The organism is Rhodocytophaga aerolata, from assembly GCF_030503435.1.
Lineage (GTDB): Bacteria > Bacteroidota > Bacteroidia > Cytophagales > 172606-1 > Rhodocytophaga > Rhodocytophaga aerolata.
Genome location: NZ_JAUKPO010000001.1, coordinates 598,915 through 617,838, shown reverse-complemented (window position 1 = coordinate 617,838; position 18,924 = coordinate 598,915). Strand labels below are relative to the sequence as shown.

General features: G+C 43.4%; 11 protein-coding genes. 2 read left to right on the top strand and 9 right to left on the bottom strand.

The genetic code is table 11. The features are described from left to right. Positions 1–281: 281 nt before the first annotated feature. The 8 genes from Q0590_RS02430 to Q0590_RS02395 form a co-directional block, all read right to left on the bottom strand. Entirely contained in the window at positions 282–4,532 is a 4,251-nt protein-coding gene (locus tag Q0590_RS02430) for a hybrid sensor histidine kinase/response regulator (RefSeq protein WP_302035882.1), read from the bottom strand. Positions 4,533–4,819: 287 nt separating this feature from the next. Further along, complete coding sequence (locus Q0590_RS02425) at positions 4,820–5,710, bottom strand: sugar phosphate isomerase/epimerase family protein (RefSeq protein WP_302035881.1); 891 nt, start codon at positions 5,708–5,710, stop codon at positions 4,820–4,822. Between the two features lie 151 nt (positions 5,711–5,861). Continuing rightward, a complete protein-coding gene (locus Q0590_RS02420) occupies positions 5,862–6,827 on the bottom strand; it encodes a sugar phosphate isomerase/epimerase family protein (protein WP_302035880.1) in 966 nt (321 codons plus the stop codon). 195 nt (positions 6,828–7,022) lie between these two features. Further along, positions 7,023–7,589 (bottom strand): hypothetical protein, encoded by a 567-nt coding sequence (locus Q0590_RS02415; protein ID WP_302035879.1) that lies wholly within the window; start codon positions 7,587–7,589, stop codon positions 7,023–7,025. A 50-nt stretch (positions 7,590–7,639) separates the two neighbouring features. Further along, positions 7,640–8,794, bottom strand: a complete 1,155-nt coding sequence (locus Q0590_RS02410; RefSeq protein ID WP_302035878.1) for a family 20 glycosylhydrolase — start codon at positions 8,792–8,794, stop codon at positions 7,640–7,642. Positions 8,795–8,866: 72 nt separating this feature from the next. Then, positions 8,867–10,108: a heparan-alpha-glucosaminide N-acetyltransferase domain-containing protein gene (locus Q0590_RS02405; protein WP_302035877.1), complete on the bottom strand. Its 1,242-nt coding sequence runs from the start codon at positions 10,106–10,108 to the stop codon at positions 8,867–8,869. 14 nt (positions 10,109–10,122) lie between these two features. Then, positions 10,123–11,448, bottom strand: a complete 1,326-nt coding sequence (locus tag Q0590_RS02400; RefSeq protein WP_302035876.1) for a vanadium-dependent haloperoxidase — start codon at positions 11,446–11,448, stop codon at positions 10,123–10,125. A gap of 11 nt (positions 11,449–11,459) precedes the next feature. Then, positions 11,460–14,744, bottom strand: a complete 3,285-nt coding sequence (locus tag Q0590_RS02395; RefSeq protein WP_302035875.1) for a VCBS repeat-containing protein — start codon at positions 14,742–14,744, stop codon at positions 11,460–11,462. Between the two features lie 256 nt (positions 14,745–15,000). On the opposite strand from Q0590_RS02395, the gene Q0590_RS02390 reads away from it, so the two are divergent. Together Q0590_RS02390 and Q0590_RS02385 are read left to right on the top strand one after the other, a co-directional pair. Further along, positions 15,001–16,524: an outer membrane protein assembly factor BamB family protein gene (locus Q0590_RS02390; protein ID WP_302035874.1), complete on the top strand. Its 1,524-nt coding sequence runs from the start codon at positions 15,001–15,003 to the stop codon at positions 16,522–16,524. 33 nt (positions 16,525–16,557) lie between these two features. After that, on the top strand, positions 16,558–16,782 hold the full coding sequence (locus Q0590_RS02385) for a hypothetical protein (protein ID WP_302035873.1): 225 nt from the start codon (positions 16,558–16,560) through the stop codon (positions 16,780–16,782). 463 nt (positions 16,783–17,245) lie between these two features. Here the strand turns inward: Q0590_RS02385 and Q0590_RS02380 are convergent, their stop codons facing one another. Further along, complete coding sequence (locus Q0590_RS02380) at positions 17,246–18,862, bottom strand: SusD/RagB family nutrient-binding outer membrane lipoprotein (RefSeq protein ID WP_302035872.1); 1,617 nt, start codon at positions 18,860–18,862, stop codon at positions 17,246–17,248. Positions 18,863–18,924 lie beyond the last annotated feature (62 nt).

The following is an 18,924-nucleotide window of genomic DNA, read 5'->3' as shown; positions in this document are numbered from 1 at the left end:
AAATAAGTTTAAGGTTGGTATAGGTTACTGCTTCCAAGGAAAAAATCTGTTACTACCATGGAAGGAAGACTTTTTATTCCAGAGAATAATGTTAAGGGTTATTTTAGATAAACACAAATTTATATTTGCTTAATTATAAACAAGCAAACCCTGAAGGTATGCCTTAAAAATGCTAAAGGCTGGTATTCATCAAAATAGAAATACCAGGTTTAGCAAACTACTAGTGGGTTCTGTAAAAGAGGGTGAGTACTAAAAAAGTGGCGCTTTAAAGACTAACAGGGTTACCCTTTGCTTTCCTGATGCATCAGGGCTACTTTCTCCAGACAGCTTTTTAATTCTTCCAGGTTGATGGCTTTGTTAATATAGTCATCCATCCCGGCTTGCAAACAAATTTCTTTATCGCCTTGCATAGCATTGGCTGTTAAGGCTACAATATAGGGTTGCTGTTTCTGCTGCTTACGGATAAGGGAAGTTGCCTCCAGGCCGTCCATTTCCGGCATTTGTACATCCATCAGAATAATATCATACGATGTATTTTCCAGTTTTTGCAAAACTTCCACGCCGGTTCCGGCAATATCTGTCTGATAGCCGAGTTTACCCAGAATCCTGGTGATCAGGAGTTGGTTTACCTCATTATCTTCTGCAATCAGAATACGTAAGGGATATTTTTCTGAGAAGGCTTTCGATAGTACCTGTTGTTTGTGTGGTGCAACCGTTTCTTGCCGGGCACTTAGTTGTGCTTGAATGAGTTTATGGAACTGCTGCTGCTTGACAGGCTTATGCACCATGGCAGCAAACAGGCTGGCGTAATGTTTACTGCTCTCGTCTCCTATGGAATTGAGTAAGACAATGGGCAACTGTGGATGTACCTCTTTCACTGCTTTGGCCAGTTCGATGCCATCCATTTCGGGCATTTGCCTATCTGTTATCATTAGCTGAAACCGGCATTCCCCGGATAACATCAGCAAGGCCTCTTTGCCTGACGATGCAACTACCGGAACAAGTTGCCATTGTTTCAGCAGGGTTTTAAAAATTTGAAGACTCGTCTGATTGTCATCTACCACTAAAACCTGTTTTCCTTCCGTCCCATAGAAATGACTTGGTGCAAACCCACTTATGGTTTGTATACCCGGCTTGGTCTGTATGGTGAAATGGAACGTGGTGCCTTTTCCTAACTGGCTTTCCACCCATATATTCCCCTTCATTAACTCGACTAACCTGGCACTGATGGCCAGCCCCAGGCCGGTGCCGCCATACTTCCGGGTAGTGGACGAGTCTACCTGGGAAAAAGCCTTGAACAACCGCGTAAGTTTATCTCCGGCAATACCAATTCCTGTATCTCTCACCTGAAAAGCTACTGTAAGGGAATCCGTTTCCGCTGCTGGCTCTAGAGAAACGCCTACAAACACTTCTCCCCGTTCTGTAAATTTGATGGCATTGCCTACCAGATTGATTAACACTTGCCGTATCCGCAAACTATCTCCTGTAAGGATAGCCGGTACATTACTGTCAATCTGATAGAGTAAATCCAGGCCAGACTGGGCAGCTTTGCCGGCAAATATATCCAGTACTTCTTCTATGCACGTCCGGATGTCTACATCCTGCTGCTCTAGCTCCATGTGTCCGGATTCTATCTTGGAGTAGTCTAATATGTCGTTGATAACCCCCAGCAGGTTCTCTCCACAAGTTTGAATGGTACTGGTGTATTCCTGTTGTTCTTCATTCAGGGTAGTTTCTGAAAGCAAAGTAGCCATTCCAATAACTCCATTCATCGGGGTTCTTATCTCATGACTCATGGTAGCCAGAAACACACTTTTGGCCTGATTTGCCTTCTCTGCTTCCCGGCGTGCCTCTTCGGCTTCTTGCCGGGCCTGCTGTTCAAAGGCTTTTTGCTGCACAAGTTGCTCGTTTATCTTTTCTAAAAATAATGCTTGTGCCTGTAGTTGATTTTTCTGGTTAGTTACTTCTGTGGTACGTTCCAGTACTTGCTTCTCTAATTCTCTTTTCTGGCAATTAATTCTATGTAACCGTATCCAATAGTAACCCCCTATACTACCGGCAACAACTACACAGATCAGGCTTTTAAACCACCAGGTATTCCAGTAGGGTGGCGTGATATGGATAGTTAGTGTGGCCGGGGTTTCGTTCCAAATGCCATCATTATTGGAGGCTTTTACCTTAAATGTGTAAGTGCCCGGGTCCAGGTTAGTATACGTAACTGTCCGCTTGTTGCCTATGTGGTTCCATTTTTTATCAAAGCCTTCCAGCTGGTAGGCATATTGATTTTTTTCTGGCATGGTATAGTTCAACGCAGCAAATTCAAAGGAAAAAACAGAATGCTTGTACGAAAGGGTTATTTCCCTGGCCTCACTAATCTGATGCTTTAAAGGACTATTTTCTTGTAAAGCCACTGACTGGTTAAAAATCTGGAAATCGGTAATAAATACCGGTGGAATAAAAGTATTGTCGCGTAAACTATCCGGATGGAAAATATTAAATCCATTTTGCCCGCCAAATAGCATTTCTCCGCTCCGGAGTTTGTAGCAGGAAGCCCTGTTGAACGAATTTCCCTGCAGCCCATCGCTGAGGACATAGTTTCTGAAGGTTTCCTGTTGAGGATTGAATGTAGACAAGCCCTTATTTGTACTAATCCAGAGATTATGTGCATCATCTTCCAGAATGCCCTGAATCATACTGCTGGGTAAACCATTCAGTTCTGTGTAGGTGGTAAAGGATTCGGTTCCGGCATTAAATAAATTCAGCCCCCTGTTTGTACCTATCCATAGTTTTCCATTAGTGGCTTCAAAGATGGTGTTAATCAGGTTGTTGCTTAGGCTTGAACTATTCTGTGAGTTGTGGATGTACTGAGTAAAGGTATCTGTATTCTCATTATATATATTTAAGCCTACCGCCGTACCTACCCATAAGTTATGGTGGCTATCTATAAATAGTGAAAGCACCGAATTGTGGCTTAGTTTACCGGACGTGGTAGCGTCAGACTTATACTGCCTGAAACTGTTACTGGCTTTATCGTAGCGGAGTAATCCGTTATCTACTGTACCAATCCATATGTAACCTTTTTTATCCTGTAACAACGTACTAATGCTTTCACAATGGAAATTTTTTAAGAGGGTATCGCCCTGCATCATGCGGAAGGTGTTTTTCTGTTTATCGAACACAGTTAACCCTCCCTTGTAGTTGCCAAGCCATATATTCTCATCATAGTCTGCATATATCTTCATTACGTAATTGCTGCCTATGGTTGTAGGGTCACCGGCTTTATGTTTCAGGTGCGTAAACTGATTTTTTTCCCGGTTCCAGATATTCAGCCCGCCACCATCGGTACCTATCCATACGCTTCCGTCTGCATCTTCGTATAGTGATAATATGTTGTTATTATTCAGGTTATTGAGGCTGCCTATCTGATTTTTGTAATGGGTGAATTTCTGGGGTTCCCGGAATAGAATATTGATGCCTCCGCTATATGTACCCACCCACATGTTCCCCCGGTTATCTTTATAGATAGAGTAAATGGAACCATTATTTAATCCGTCGTGGCTGGTTTCGCTGTACGTATGGTAGGTAAAGGTATTGGTCGGTAGATGTAATACATTGATCCCTCCGTTGCGGGTGCCAATCCATAAGTCGCCTTTCCAGTCTTCTTCCAGGGAAATAACATCGTTATGGCTAATACCCTCTGGCTTTTCCGGATGGTGCTGATACCGGATAAAGGTACCTTGTTCCGGGTTGAATTTATTTAATCCACCGCCTTCTGTTCCCAGCCACAAATTTCCATGGGAGTCTTCAAATATTTTCCTGACATCCGTATGGCTAATAGAGTTTTTATCGGAAGGATCAGGTAGGTAGCGGGTAAAAGGTTGTTTGGCTGTATTAAATAAATTAAGGCCATTTAAAGTACCCACCCATATATTGTTCTTGCTATCAATCTTTACATGACTTACATGGTTACTACTTAGGCTGGCATCATTTTGAGCATCGTGTTTGTAATGGGTAAATTCTTCCGTAACCGGGTTAAAGAAATTGAGACCTCCGCCATATGTTCCTATAATCAGATTGCCTTCTTTATCCTGGTCAATTGACCGCACATTGTTATGGCTGATACTGTTAGTTTTACTTTTATCCCTCCGGTAATTTTTAAAACTGTCGGTCTCGCGGTTATATACACTCAATCCGCCATCGTTGGTGCCAATCCATATTCTTCCCTGTTTGTCTTCAAAAATAGTCCATATGTAATTATGGCTCAGGCTGCTGCTGTTCAGCGGATCATTCCGGTAGATGGTAAACTTATAGCCATCGTACTTATTCAATCCATCGAATGTACCAAACCACATAAATCCTTTGCTATCCTGCAACAGGCAGGTGACGTTATTATGGGAAAGCCCCTCGTTGCTTGTCAGATGTTTGAAAGTATAGCTAGCAGACTGCGCAAATGCGATAGAAAAAAGTAAAATGCTGAATAAGCCACCGATGAACGTACGTACAAAAAACTGCCTTACATGAAATAAATGCATAGGAATGGCCAGATTAAAAAGCGCTTATTCACTTCACAAAGTTTTCAGCTAGTCTGGCAAGATAAAGAAAAGTAACTCCTACAAAGGCTAAATAATCTGGCGGATGCTACACATGTAAGAGAATTGAATTTTAATTATTCAGTGGAAATATAGTATAATACGCAGGGTGCACAAACGTAAAATCCCGGCAGTACGCACAAAGCCATTTTGTGCGTACTGCCGGGATTGATCTATTCAGGTATATACCTATGTAAAGCTGCTTGCCTGAAAGTTGGAACAAGGCAAAGTTAGATTTTTAACTTCTTTACATTGTTAAAACTAGTAGTAATGGCTTCTATGGCAGGTCCTTTGGTCTGATCTTGCTCTACAAAGAAATGTTTCAACCCGGCTGTTTTGGCAGCATCGAAAATCCGCTGAAAATCAATAGAACCGGTACCTACTTCGGCAAAGGTTCTTTCAGCACTTTTCTCCATATCTTTTACATGCCACATTGGGAAGCGGCCTGGGCTTTGCTGAAATAACTGAACCGGATCTTTTCCGGCAAAAGCAACCCAGTATAAGTCCAGTTCCATCTGTACCATCTTAGGATCTGTTTGCTTCAACAATATGTCGAAGGGCACCTGGCCTTCCAGTTCTACAAATTCAAAATCGTGGTTATGGTAGCCGAATTGAATACCGCCTTGCTTACAAATTTCTGCTGATTTATTGAATAATTCGGCATGGCGTTTATAATCGTCCAGGGTTTTGCGTTCATCCGGAAACAGGAAGGCACAGATCATGTATTTCTGGCCCAGTTCGGCGGCATCGTCTACGGCCCGTTTCCAGTCGTTGGTGAGGGTGCCTTTGGCGGCAGGCATGGTTTTACCGGTAGTGTAATGGCCGCTTGGGGCTGAAAGGCCTAAACCCTTCAGTATTGCCTTGAATTCTTTAGGTGTTTTGCCGAAGTACTTTCCATCACTGTAGCCGAAGAGTTCTACTTCTTTGTAACCAATGTCTGCTACCTTTTTCAGGGTTCCCTCCAGGTCTTTAGGAAGCTCGTTGCGCAGGGTATAGAGTTGAAGTCCTACGTTACGCTGCGTTTTGCCGAATGTATCAAAGCTGGCAAGCAGAGAACCCGATAGGGCTAATGCACTTATTTTCAGAAATTGATTCCGCGATACTTTTTTAGAGGATGACATAATGGGTGTTGGATTAAAAATTAATGTAGCCTTGAAGATACGATACTTCTATGAAAAGTGCATTATCCTAAGAAAATTATGCAAAATCCTGACACCTATTGCATTATTAAAAAATAGATAACGCAATAACTGTCAGGAAGTTACTTATAATTTATACAGTTAGTTTAGATAAGTAGTCGTAATTCATTTTCATGCTTTCCATAGAAGGGCGGGTAAAACTTTCCTGCTCAACAAAAAAGTGTTGCATGCCTTTTTCTTTCGCTACATCCAGTATTTGCTGATAGTTAATAGAGCCAGAGCCGATTTCAGTATTTTTAGTTTTGTCTGCTTTGTCCATATCTTTTACATGGCCCAGAGGGAATCGGTTTGGATATCTATTCAGGTACGCAATTGGGTCCTGGCCACCGGCTACTACCCAGAATAGATCCAGTTCGTATTTTACATTCTCCGGATCGGTATTTTCTATCAGGTAATCCAGTTTTACGGCATTGCCTACTTTCTCAAATTCAAAGGCGTGGTTGTGGTAAGCGAACTGCATACCGGCTTTTTTGCAGCTTTCTCCGGCTTTGTTAAATAGTTCGGCTGTCCGTTTCAGGTCATCCTGTGTTTTGTGCAGGCCTTCGCTTATAGACGAACAGGTAAGGTATTTCTGTCCGGTTTTAGCAGCTTGCTCCACCAAGGCTTCAAAATTCTGTAACAAAGTAGCTTGCTGCCAGGTGTCTACTTTTTTTCCATCGCGGCTGCCTGAGCCAAAATGGCTGCTAACCAGAGTTAAGCCCATGTCGCTGAGCATTGTTTTGAATTCTTCAGGCGTGTAGCCAAAGTAATGCCCCTTCTGGCCTGGGTATGATTCTACTTCTTTATAGCCAATAGTTGCCAGCTGTTGTAAAATACCCTTTAAATCACCTTCAATAACATCTTTTACAGAATACAGCTGTAAGCCAACTGGACCTAAATTTCCGGTAGCGGAAGTGGTTTGAGTAGTGGAAGTGGCGGCAGCGGTGGTATCCGCCGTTTGGGTGGTTTCATTCTTGGTTTCGCTACTACAGGCGGGAAAAAGCAGCGTGCCTAAGGCGAGAGCTCCGGTATGTTTCAAAAAAAATCGTCTGTTTGCCATTTGTTTACTGGTATAGGTTTAAGGTAAATGAGTGAAAAAATATAAAAGAAAGCCTAAAGATAAAAATGCTGTGCGAACAAACACGTAAAAAAGCCTGGGAAAATATGGATTGCACCAACTGAAACTATGGTTTCTTGCATTGATTTCTGCTAGAGTGGCCTAGTTGTCGGCTTAGAGTAGTATTGTAAGCAGATGTTATTGTAGTGTCCACAATTCCCTGTTTTTTACATATCCTATCAGCCCAGTTTCTTTTGCTACATACAGTTCTGTTACTTTCTCCTGATCACAAGATAAGCACCTTGCTTTTAATACCTGAGAAAAAGTTTTGCCTGCCAAAACTACCGAATCTAACAAAGCATAATTGCCAGGTTGATCTTTGGGAAAAATCAGCTTATCATCAACCAAATACGTAAGGCTAATGATATCTTTATGAATATTGATTCGCTGATTAATTATTTCAATACGGATGGTATCATTTAAGGTGGTACTGCTGATCAATGCACGAATGACCTCTTGCATTCCATCCGGGCATTCGTCACCGACTATATAATTCTCAACCGAATCTGTATACTGAATTACTTGCAATACATCGGGTTGGCCAAATGGCCTTGCAAAAATTAAGCTTTGTTCAGGGTGGTAACTTATCCAGGCTCGTGCTGAAGGAGATATCTTTACTAATCCTGTTTCTGGAGCATCACAGTAACAACTAGTAAATAATAAAAAAGCTAGCAAAATAAATATAAGTATGTTTCCTATTTTCATGATTCAAGTGCTTACAAAACAAAATATTGTTCTGAAGTGGGTGCTAAAATCTATTTCTTCTTAGCTGATTTTTTTGATTTCTCTGTAGAAGGGTTTTCCAAAGAATTTATCTTAGTATACATGGTCCGGAAGGTGTTCCAGGGCGTATTCTCTCCGGCTGTATCATCTGTTTTTCTGCCATAGTAGCCATCTAAAAATTGATCGGGGCCAGACCATACCGTTTGCATCATCCCATAAAAACGTCCTTTCATCTCCTTGGTGGCAGCTGTGCGGAACCGGACCATATCGTCTACCTGGCTTACGGCAATCTGGGGTTTGCGCCAGGGACACGTAATTACCCGGAAACCCTTCATGGCAAAATATACAGCTGTCTGGTCGGGGCGTTCGTAATGCCAGTCGCAGATGACTACGCTTTTAGGGATCAGATCAATGGCTTGATGGGTATTGTTGAAGCTGGCTTCCCAGATTCCTAAACCGGTAGTTTTTCCATCCAGCAGACGGTCGCCCCATATCCATAGTTCCCGGTTTTTTAACGCTAGATGGTCGTGGATTTTTCGTACTTCTCCGGCAAAAAGTTCAGCTTTGTTATGGCCAGAACAGCGGGGGCACTTGTCGTCTCCGATGTAAAATACTTCATCCATCCCGGCATGAAAGGCATCCGTCTCGAATACGTCTACAATTTCATCCATCAGGGCAAAAACTACTTTATGCACACCCGGATGCAAAGGACAATAACTTTTGCAGTATAAGCCATCTTCATTAGGCCATTTATAGGTAGCAGGCATCTTTACATGTGGCGTTTCGTCAAAATCGGGATATACCCGCAACAGATTATATGTAGTGTTTGCCCATGATTGATGGCCCAGTAAGTTTATCTGCGGAATCAGGCGGATATTGTGTTTCTTACTCGCATTTACTATCTTTTTAGCATCCGCTTTAGATAAGGCTACTGAATCTCTTAACTCCGGATGGCTTTCGAACTGATAATTAAAATCTACCCGCAGGATTAAGGTATTTACTTTTCTGGGAGCCAGTTCTTTCTCTATAAACTCTACAAATGAATCTACGCCGTTGGGCCTGGGGGCGGCAATACAAAATCCGCGGACCTGCAACAAGGTATCGAGGCCGGATTGTGCAAAAAGCTGAGATGAAAAAAGGATTACAAAAATAAAGGTAAGTAGGGTAGAGGTAAGGTGATGTTTCATAAATAGAAAGCCGTAGTAGTTATGTTTAGGTAAAGTCGTGATAATAGTATGGAGGTTAACAAACCTGGCACTTTATAACCTCAGGCGTATTCCATTACGGCTTAAGATGCCAGTAACCCATACGCAGAGCAAAGCAAAGGTAAATGACTTCAGTAGGCCAACATTGCCGCTTAGCATCCATTCAGGCCAATGAATGCCAAGTAAAGTCACGGCTGCATAAGCAAAATAAGGCATCAGGTAACAAAGCAATGTATCGGTTCCGGCTGGTTTTATGAAGCTGAACCAATGGGCTTTTTTGCGCAAGTCGGCAAGCCAGTAAATGGCTACAAAAGTAGTAATAGTAAGAGCACTGCAAATAAACAACCAGGCAGGCGTAGCCCGGAGCTTTGAAATGCCCCAGAAAGTCCGGGTGTAAAATCCGAAAAGTAGTAAGCCAGCAGCTATGAGGAGTAAGGCTATGAGTAGCTTTGACCGTGCCGGTTGTTTATTCAGGTAAGTGAGCAATAGGCTTATCAATACACCACCCAGGGTAAGAGCTACTAATGTACCCCCACGAATGGCACCGGGAATAAAATTGAAGGCATCGGGAATCATTTTTGCATTTGCCAGCATACTTATTATACAAAACAGTACCCAGGCACCTAGGATCACATAGTAGTTTTTACCAGCCAAAGCAGTTACCAAGGCGCTTACCAGATACGACCAGCCGATTAAGCCTAAAATTCCCCACCAGAAGGTAGAGAAACCTACTAACTCGTTTGTTGATTCTCCGCCCCGGTAAATAAAGGCAAGTGCCAACAAAATGCAGATACCTATTCCTTGTAGTGTTTTTTTCAGCCAGGGAGCCACCGAATCCGAATACACATTCCAGATCAGGATAAAAGACAGGCAGGAAAGGCTATACCAGACTACACGCGGCATACCGGTGGCTTGGGCATTTATGTTTTCCCCGTTCACCAGAAACACACCCATAACCAGTAAGGCTACCGTCCGGCTGGCAATGTGAAATAAGAGCTGTGGAAGGGTATCTCCCTTTTTGCGGCGGTTAGCAATAGCAAAAGGAATAGACATACCCACGATAAAAAGAAATGCCGGAAAGATGGTATCGGCCAAACCCATTCCATCCGCTTCATACGAGACGTGTTCCAGCCAAAGGGGAATATTCTGCAAAGACCACAGGTCATTTACAAAAATCATCAAAACCATGGTAATGGCCCGGAGAATATCAATTGAGGCGATACGGTTAGCGGCAGGCTGTAGCACGCCATCCTTTATAATGGGTGGAACGGAACTAGTGGTTGGGCTTGTGATCATATGACAGGTGTTATCTATTGTTTCAGCTTTAACCGTTGCACGACATAGTTACCAATTTGCTTTCCTTGTACCAAGCCATTATCTATCGCATCCCGGTAGTGAATACCCCCGTAGAGACGTGAAATGGCTGCTTCCTGGGCTGCCTGCTTGAATGACGTAAACGACCTGGCCGGTACGCCAAATTCCACTTCGGTTATATCGGTATAGGCAAAGTTTTCGCCTGCCAGGGTAGTAAGCAGTGTAGAAACGGCACTGGATACCACACTATGGCCGCTGGTATATTCTGGAAAAGGAGGCGTTTGCAGCAAAGGCCGCCAGTCTGGGTCTACATGGGTATTGATAAAGGTTTCGGGACGTATGCGGTTGCTGCGGAATTTTTCTTTCCAGCAGGAAATAAATGCATCTGACATAGTAATGCCTACCAGGGCATGCCAGCGGATGGTCTCCGCCAGAGATAATTGTTTTTGTGTACAGGCAATCCCGGTAATACCCATCCAGTGGCCTCCCGGAGAAATCTTTTTTGTTGCAAAACTGATATGGCCTTTCTGGTTCAGAAAAAATGGGTTGCAATCCCAGAAGTTGGCAATATGAATTTGTTCCTGGCTCAATTTGCTGGTAACTTCCTGTACTTCTTTGGCTAGTTTATAAAAGCCTGAGTTTTTTTGCTGGTTGTAAGCCACGGGAGCCGCCGGAGGAAATTGAGTGGCACTGTCTAACAAAAATGGACGTAAGCTTCCCCAGTGCGGCTCGTAGGCTTCCATATATCCTGGTGGGGTAGGTTGCCATGAGCCTGCCTCTTTAAACGGGGTATACCGCATATAGCCGCTTGTTTTTACATAGCCATCTCTGGCCGCATACTTCACAATTCCTTTTACAATACTATCGGCATACGCACAGGAGGCTTCGATAATGGCTGGAGAAAGGTTGCCACCTGCTTCTTTTACTAATTGATGACGGGCGTTTTCTAAGGTAAATCCGGAAGGCAATAGTTCTTCACCAGCCCGAACCACGGCATATAAACTGGCTAGCTCTACATTAATGGGTTGGGAAGGTTTAACGGTGGAGAAACCCGGATAATCTTTTAGTAAACCAGCAAACGAAACATATTGTGCCGGCCGGGCCTGCTGGTAAATAACTTCATAGGCTGCCATATTCGCATAGGCATAATACCTGGCCGCTGCACAAGGTCCGGTTACATCCCCTACCATTACATCCGTTAATTTTTTTAATGTCTGCACATAGGCCTGGGCATCCGTCTTGGTTACATAAGGCTCAGAAAAAATGTCTCCTTTTGCCACTATGGTGGAAATAAAAAGCAGACAGGTAACTATCCATTTCATGGGTTGTATACTTATGGATTTACTAAATAACTACTAATTGATTGATTATTTCTGCCAAATAGCAAAAATGTCTGAGGTCCGTTTTTTACTACGGTAATATCCCGTACATCGCCTTTGACAGCCAGGCCACTTTTCCACTGAGGTATGTAAGCGAATCTACAGTTGCCTTCATTGCGGAACACCATTCCATAGGTAGCATCCATCCGGGCCAGCTTAATTCTGGTATAGGTTTGATTTCCTCCTAAAATAAGATCTTTCAGCCCATCTTTATCTATATCTAACAGGGCAATGCCATAGACCGGAGCAAACTGTGCTTCTACCGGAAGTTCGTGCGGACTAAACGTGCCGTCCCCCTTGTTTTCTAGCACAACAGAGCTAAATGTAGTTGCCTGTAACGTACTGGCATTTTTCAGTTGCTCCGGGGTAAACATTTCCTGTAAAGTGGCATCGGCATAGGAGGCATAGGTAGTAAATTTCCTGCGGAGGGCAAACACTTGGTTTAAGGCTTCATCCCGGTTTACTAACGGGTACGATTTTTCTCCGATATAATAACATACGAAAGGATCGATGGCTTCATTCTGGTCAAAGTCGCTGTAGACTACCGTAACTGGTTCTTTTTCGGTAGGTTTCATCTGGCAGTTCCATCCGGCGTTGCCAGCGACAATATCCAGGTCTCCATCCTTATCCAGATCTTCTGCTACCAGCTTATTCCACCATCCATATGATTTACCAACAGACTGATTAGCTGGTTGATTGTTTTGCAGTTTTCCTTGGTGATTAAGCAAAACAGTGATAGGCATCCACTCACCGGCTACTACCAGATCATCCCATCCATCTTTGTTTGCATCGAGTACCACAGCATCGGTGACTAAGCCAAATTTTTCCAGAAAGGGGGCTAGTTGAGACGTGCCATCGGTAAATTTTCCCTTGCCATCGTTCAGGAGAATACGGCTGCTGGCAGGCTCCGGATAACGTCCTGGAATTACCCGGCCACCAACGAATAAGTCTAAGTCGCCATCTTTATCTATGTCAATGGCTTTGGCGCATCCATCGCTGCTGCGGTCTATTGGCAGGTTTTCTTGGGCACGGGTAAATTTCCCTTTGCCATTGTTAAGATATAATCTGTCCTGCAAGAGTACATCTTGTTCCAGGTAGGCATACCCACCACTCACCACATACAAATCCATATCACCGTCTTTATCCGCATCAAAGAACAAAGCCCCGGTGTCTTCCTGCAACAAATCGCTCTGGAAAGCAGGTTGCGGAGAAGTTTGCCAGGAACCGTTTTTCTGTCCCAGTAACAAAGCCCCTGCCTGCCCTTTGGCTCCGCCGATATACAAGTCTGGTAAGCCATCTTTATTTACATCTGTCTGGGCCAGGTGCGGGCCTTGATAAGAGAGCATAGTGGGAATCAATAACTGGCGTTTGAAATCATTATAGTCATCTTCCTGGTGCAGAAAAGGAACAGTATCTTTGGTAACAGCCGTAAATAAATGGGTAGTTGATTTTGCCGGGGAGGAAGGTTTATTTGCTTTTCCGGGCTCCACTACCAGTTTCTGCCCGGCAGGTATATTGCAAAGGAGTTCATACTTACCGTTTGGCCATTCAATTTTCAGGGTATCTACCACAGTTGCTTTTCCTAAGCCAAAATGCAGCGGCGTATTCATACACGATTGAAAACCACGCGATGGATAATACTCCTGGTATTGCCTGGTCTCTTTCGTGTGCACCCATACTTTAGCTCCATAAGTAGCGGCTGAAAAGTTATTTCCCAGCTGTACTTGCAGATAGTTGCTTTCCCTAGCCATGGCATCATTGCGGTAAATGGCAGCTTCTGCATTAACATTATTGGTAATAATCTCCAGATCGCCGTCTGTATCCAGGTCGGCACATACAGCGCCATTAGAGAGAAACGTCTGGTCGAAGCCCCATTGCTTCCCTTTGTTTTCGAATTGCAGGCGGCCATTGTTCCGGAAAAAATAATTCTGTGTCTGTGAGGATGGCATTTCCCGGACAATGTCCATCATAGCAGTTGGACTTCCTTGCGCTGCTTTCAGCTCTTTATCGGCATAAAACTTCATAAAGTCCATGTTTGTATAGTCGCGCAGGTAGCCGTTGGTGATAAACAAGTCTTTCCATCCATCGTTATCGAAATCAGCTATTAAAGGTGCCCAGCTCCAGTCCGTATTAGATATTCCTGCCAGCTGGCCTATTTCGCTGAAGGTACCATTGCCATTATTAAGTTGCAGCATGTTGCGCATAATCTGGTGATGAAACCCATTTTTTACCATATTCTGGTATACCTCATAGTTTTCTGGTCCATACAATAACTTCTGGCGCCGGTTATCTTCAGGCAGCATGTCCAGGGTAAAAATGTCAGGAAATCCATCGTTATTAATATCCGCTATTTCATTGCCCATAGAGAAATAACTCAGGTGCCCAACAGACTCCGTTAACTTATCAGAGAAAGTGCCATTCCCATTGTTGATATACAGGTAATCCTGCTCAATATAATCGTTGGAGATATAGATATCCGGCCATCCATCGGCATTGATATCACTAATAGCTATTCCCAAACCAAAACCTATCGGATTGCCTTTAATCCCAGCCTGGGCACTTACGTCTGTAAACTTACCACCCTCGTTGCGCAGGAGCCTGTCGCCGGCAAATTCGTCGCGCATGGCTTTTACTGCAGCCGCATCAAAGCGCTTAAAGTCCTTAATATTGTGGTTCATCAGGTAGCAATCCAGGTCGCCATCTTTATCGTAATCAAAGAAAGCGGCTTGTGTACTATGGGTCGGCAGATCTAATCCATACTGAGCCGCTTGTTCAGTAAAAGTAAGATTCTTATTGTTGATATACAGTTTGTTGCGGCGATAGTAGGGTTCTCCGTTTCCTGAATAGCAGACGTAGATATCCAGCCAGCCATCGGTGTTAATATCTACCAGCGTAACTCCGGTTTTCCAGCCGGTTCCAAAGCTAATGCCGGAGTTTTGGGTAATATCTTTAAACTGCAAATTTCCCTGGTTCAGGTATAGCCGGTCGGGCACCATATTGCCGGTAAAATAGAGGTCGGGCAAGCCATCATTATTTATGTCACCAACGGCTACACCACCGCCATTGTAGAAGTACTCGTATTGCAGCACATTTTGTGTTTCTGTTTCGGTTAACTGATTGTTAAAGGTAATACCGGTTTGCTTGGAGCTTAGCAGCGTAAACTGTGCGGCTGAGGAATGGCAATACAAGACACAACTTACCCAGAAAGCTACACATAAAAAATACGTAGGGAAATGCATAGTTAAAATTACAATAATCCGATGGAAATGCAAAATGAACCGCTTGCCAAGTACCCTGTAAATCAAGCTTCTGCTGGTAGTATGGCTACCTGTAAAAAGTAGAATATTTTGATGGATAAGAAGTTGGATAATAAGGAGATATTAGCTAAGCTTATAGATTCATTGGAGGAGTGTTAACAGCAACCATCCAGGCTGACTTACTAAGAAGCTGTTTGAATTAATTTCTTTAAGCTGCGGCCATGCCATTTACAAAAAAATGACCATACGTGTGTATAAACTATCTTTTATCTGTTTACTGGTTCTATTTGTTCTGACTACTTGTACCCGCAAAAAAAGCGAACTGGTGTGGGACAAAAACTTTTTTATTATTGGCTCTCAATCCTCACCCAGGGCTATAGATTTAAATGAAGATGGTGTACAAGACATTGTGATGGGGGCCGGTAAAAATGAGTTTCAGGAAAGCAGCCAGGGGATAATTGCCATGAATGGGAAAACCGGGGAGTTATTGTGGCAGCAACGTGCGCCCGATCAGGTGTATGGAACGCCTACTTTTTATGATATTTCCGGAGATAATATACCAGATATTTTTATTGGGGGAAGGTCGCCAAACTTAAAAGCTTTGAATGGAAAAACCGGCGAAATCCTGTGGGAATACAAATACCAGTTTGAGAATGACCCTATTTTGAAATATGCCAAATATAACTTTTACAACCTGGCCCTGGTGCCCGACCAGAATAAAGATGGCTTACCAGAGTTGTTGACACTTAATGGCGGCAATGCTAAAGCAGAGCCCGGTTCTGAGCTAAACCGTTTTCCAGGTGTACTCATGGTTTTTGATTCCAAAACCGGCCAGGTACTGGCTGCCGATACCATGCCAGATGGAAAAGAATCGTATATGTCGCCGGTGTGTTTTGCGCAGCCAGGCAGCCAGGAGTATATCATTCTTTTTGGAACTGGTGGCGAAACCATCTCAGGTAACCTCTATATGGCCAGGCTCTCTGATCTGATGGAGAAAAAATTAGCCTCCGCCAAAGTAATTGCCTCTGAAAAAGGACATGGGTTTATAGCCCCGCCAGTAGTAGCAGATATTTCCGGGGATGGCGTATATGATGTTGTGGCTATTTCGCATGGCAGTTCAGTTTTTGCGATAGACGGCCGGGAGCAAACAGCCTTGTGGCAGAAAACCATTCCAGGTACTGAGTCGAGTAACAGTTTTGCAGTGGGCTATTTTACCAACGATGAGGTGCCTGACTTTTTCACCTTTGTCAGTAAAGGGGTGTGGCCAGAAAATACCGGTACCTTACAAATACTTTTGGATGGTAAAAACGGGCAAATTGCCTATCAGAACAACCTGGGCTGCTCCGGATTTTCCTCTCCGGTGGTATATGACCTGAACAACGATGGCCGGGATGAAGCTATTATCAGTATCAACGAATATGATTGTGGCCGGAAATTAACCGATCAATCGTCTTTCACTATTGAAAATAAACTCCTGGCAATAGATTTTACCAAGCAAACCGTGAACACCATAGACCAGACCAAGGGTTTCAAGAATATATTTTCTACGCCCTGGATTGGTGATCTGGATGATAATGGCTACCTGGACATTGTGCATTGCCAGTATTTCAGCCACTCAGATCTGCTGTCTTTTCTGGGCATGCGCGTGAAGCGGATAGATACGCCAGTGAAGGTGAGAAAAGCACCTGTTTGGGGAGGCTATATGGGTTCTGAAGGGAATGGTGTTTTTCCTCTAGCTCAACAGCAACTTGTGCAGCGGTAGGTTTGAAATCAGTAAAAAAAAAGAGAAGTCCTTATGAAACTGAAAGGGAACCATAAGAAGCTTTGGGATGAGATTGGCCGTATACTTTGGGAAGAATGGGACCCAATTGGTATAAATAAGTATAATGGACCCGACGATGAATACAATAGCTATATTCCTTCTGTCTTTGCACTTCTTACTAAGAACATATTTAAACTTTTAAGTAAGAACAGTTATAAAAAAGTGCGTTGGCCCGGAAAAACAGCGGGGTGTGCGTAAGCCTGTAGCGCAGAAGCATTGTTTTTCCTAGACTTTTTTTGTTACTTTTTTGTGGCAATGACAAAAAAGTAAGAAGGTACGGTCAAAATTATCTGCTTTAGGACAAACTCAATTGATAGTTTAAAAAGTTTAAACAGCCTCTAAAAATGAATCAGTTAAAATAATTGCCTGTAAGCTGGATGAGCATGCAAAAATGAATATGGGACTACGACCAACTATAGAACATAGCCTTGCTATTGTTGCAAAATTGATTGCCTGTAAAGAGGAAATACATGAAAGTATATAGCGTTTTTCAGTCTATTCCTTTTTTGTTCAAAACTTTCCTTTGTTTTAGGTAAAAAAGTCCGATCATAGGTAAACGTAGATAGTAGATCATAGCTACCTATGTTTGTATAAAATTATTGAAAACAAAAAATCCTTGAATTGCTCCAAGGATTTTTTGTTTTCAATAGTTGACGGTACATTACTCCGTTCCACCGTCCCACCAAACTTTAGTAGTATAGGTGTCTGGCAAGGTAGCACCTGTTGAATAATTCTGATTACCTGCTGCTTCAGTAGTTGGGTACTTCAGTCTGACAGGAATGGTGCCATTGGTGATATTACCAGGGTAGTTGGTAGGGGTTAGCTGCGGATACCCAGTTCTTCTCCAGTCGGACCAGGCTTCCCACCAGTTAAAGAATTTACTTACCCATAACTGCTCGTATATCATCTGCAAGCTTGTTTTGTTAGGTGTTGCCCCATAAGGATAGGTGGCCAGATAGGTGGCTACCTGCGCATCAGAAACGGTAAGGGATGCATCAAAAGGGGTATACATTTGCATAGCAGATTTTACACCGGCATTGTAATGCTCTGCGGCAGTACCAGAAATGCCAGTGCCAATTCCTCTTTCCAGCGCTTCAGCTAATAAAAACTCTACTTCTGCATGATGCATAATCATATATGGATCATCATCCTGTAGCATCAGAGGGTTTATTCTGGAAAAAGTCTGCGCCTGATCTACTTGTTTTCCTTCGGCTGCATCCAACATACCCTGGTCCATTCCATTCGGCATACCTCTTTGGGCAAGGGGATCGGTGGTAGTTGGAGTCCATTCGGTAGCTGTCCAGTTACCAATACCTCCGCTGATGATCATTAACCGCGGATCGTCATCGGCGGCTATGGCAGGATCATTTCCTTTTAGAAAATCTACCAATGTCTTACTTAAATAGGAAGGCTGTCCGCCGTCGCCAGGGTTGAATGCGCGGGAAATTCCGTTCTGGTTAATCCATTCGCTAGGACCAACAGCCATTTTAACCCATACATTGTCAGCGTTGCTGGTAAATACACCGCCTGCCGCAGCCTTGGTTACGTATTGGGCAGCCATGTTCTGGTCTACGTTAGATACCCGCATAGCTAGCCGCAACATAAGGGAATAACCCCATTTTTTCCATTTAGCAATATCGCCTCCGTAAATAAAGTCAGCCTTGGTAAATCCTTCATCTGGGTTGGAAGCACTCAGGGCAGCAGAAGCTTCATCCAGTTCCTTCAACAAGTCGGCATAAATAGCAGATTGCTTATCGTATTTCGGGAAGAAAATCTGCTCCATCCCTTTGTTTGCTTCCGAATAAGGAACAGCTCCATAAAAATCGGTCAACCGGTGAAAACTGAATGCCCGCAAAATTCTGGCGGCATTCCGCATATTTACATGTTTCCCTTCTGCATAGCCACCAGGGCCAGTCTGCCTCATAATTTCAGAGATATTCTTTAACTGGTCATTGTAGGTAAATTCAAAAGGAGCCGCCGAAGTCTCGAAATTTTCCTGGTACTTATCACCAGGGGCTATACCACCAGTGGCCTGTGCCAGATGCTGTATCGCATAAGCAGCCATACCGATGTTCGTCCGCCAGTCAATGTAGCGGTTGTCGCCGGAAGAGCCATTAGAGGCTATTCCCAGTTCAGCGGCTGAGAAAAGATAATTTAAATCGATCTGATTTACTGCTTGTGGATTTAAATTCAAATCATGCAGTTCATCCGTATCGCAACTGGCCATTGGCATGGCTATGACCAAGGCGCATAGAAAAAGTTTATTTATATATTTCATCAGTCTAATAATTTGATGTAAAGAACCTGCTAAAATCTACGGCGACAAATAAACGTTGCTTG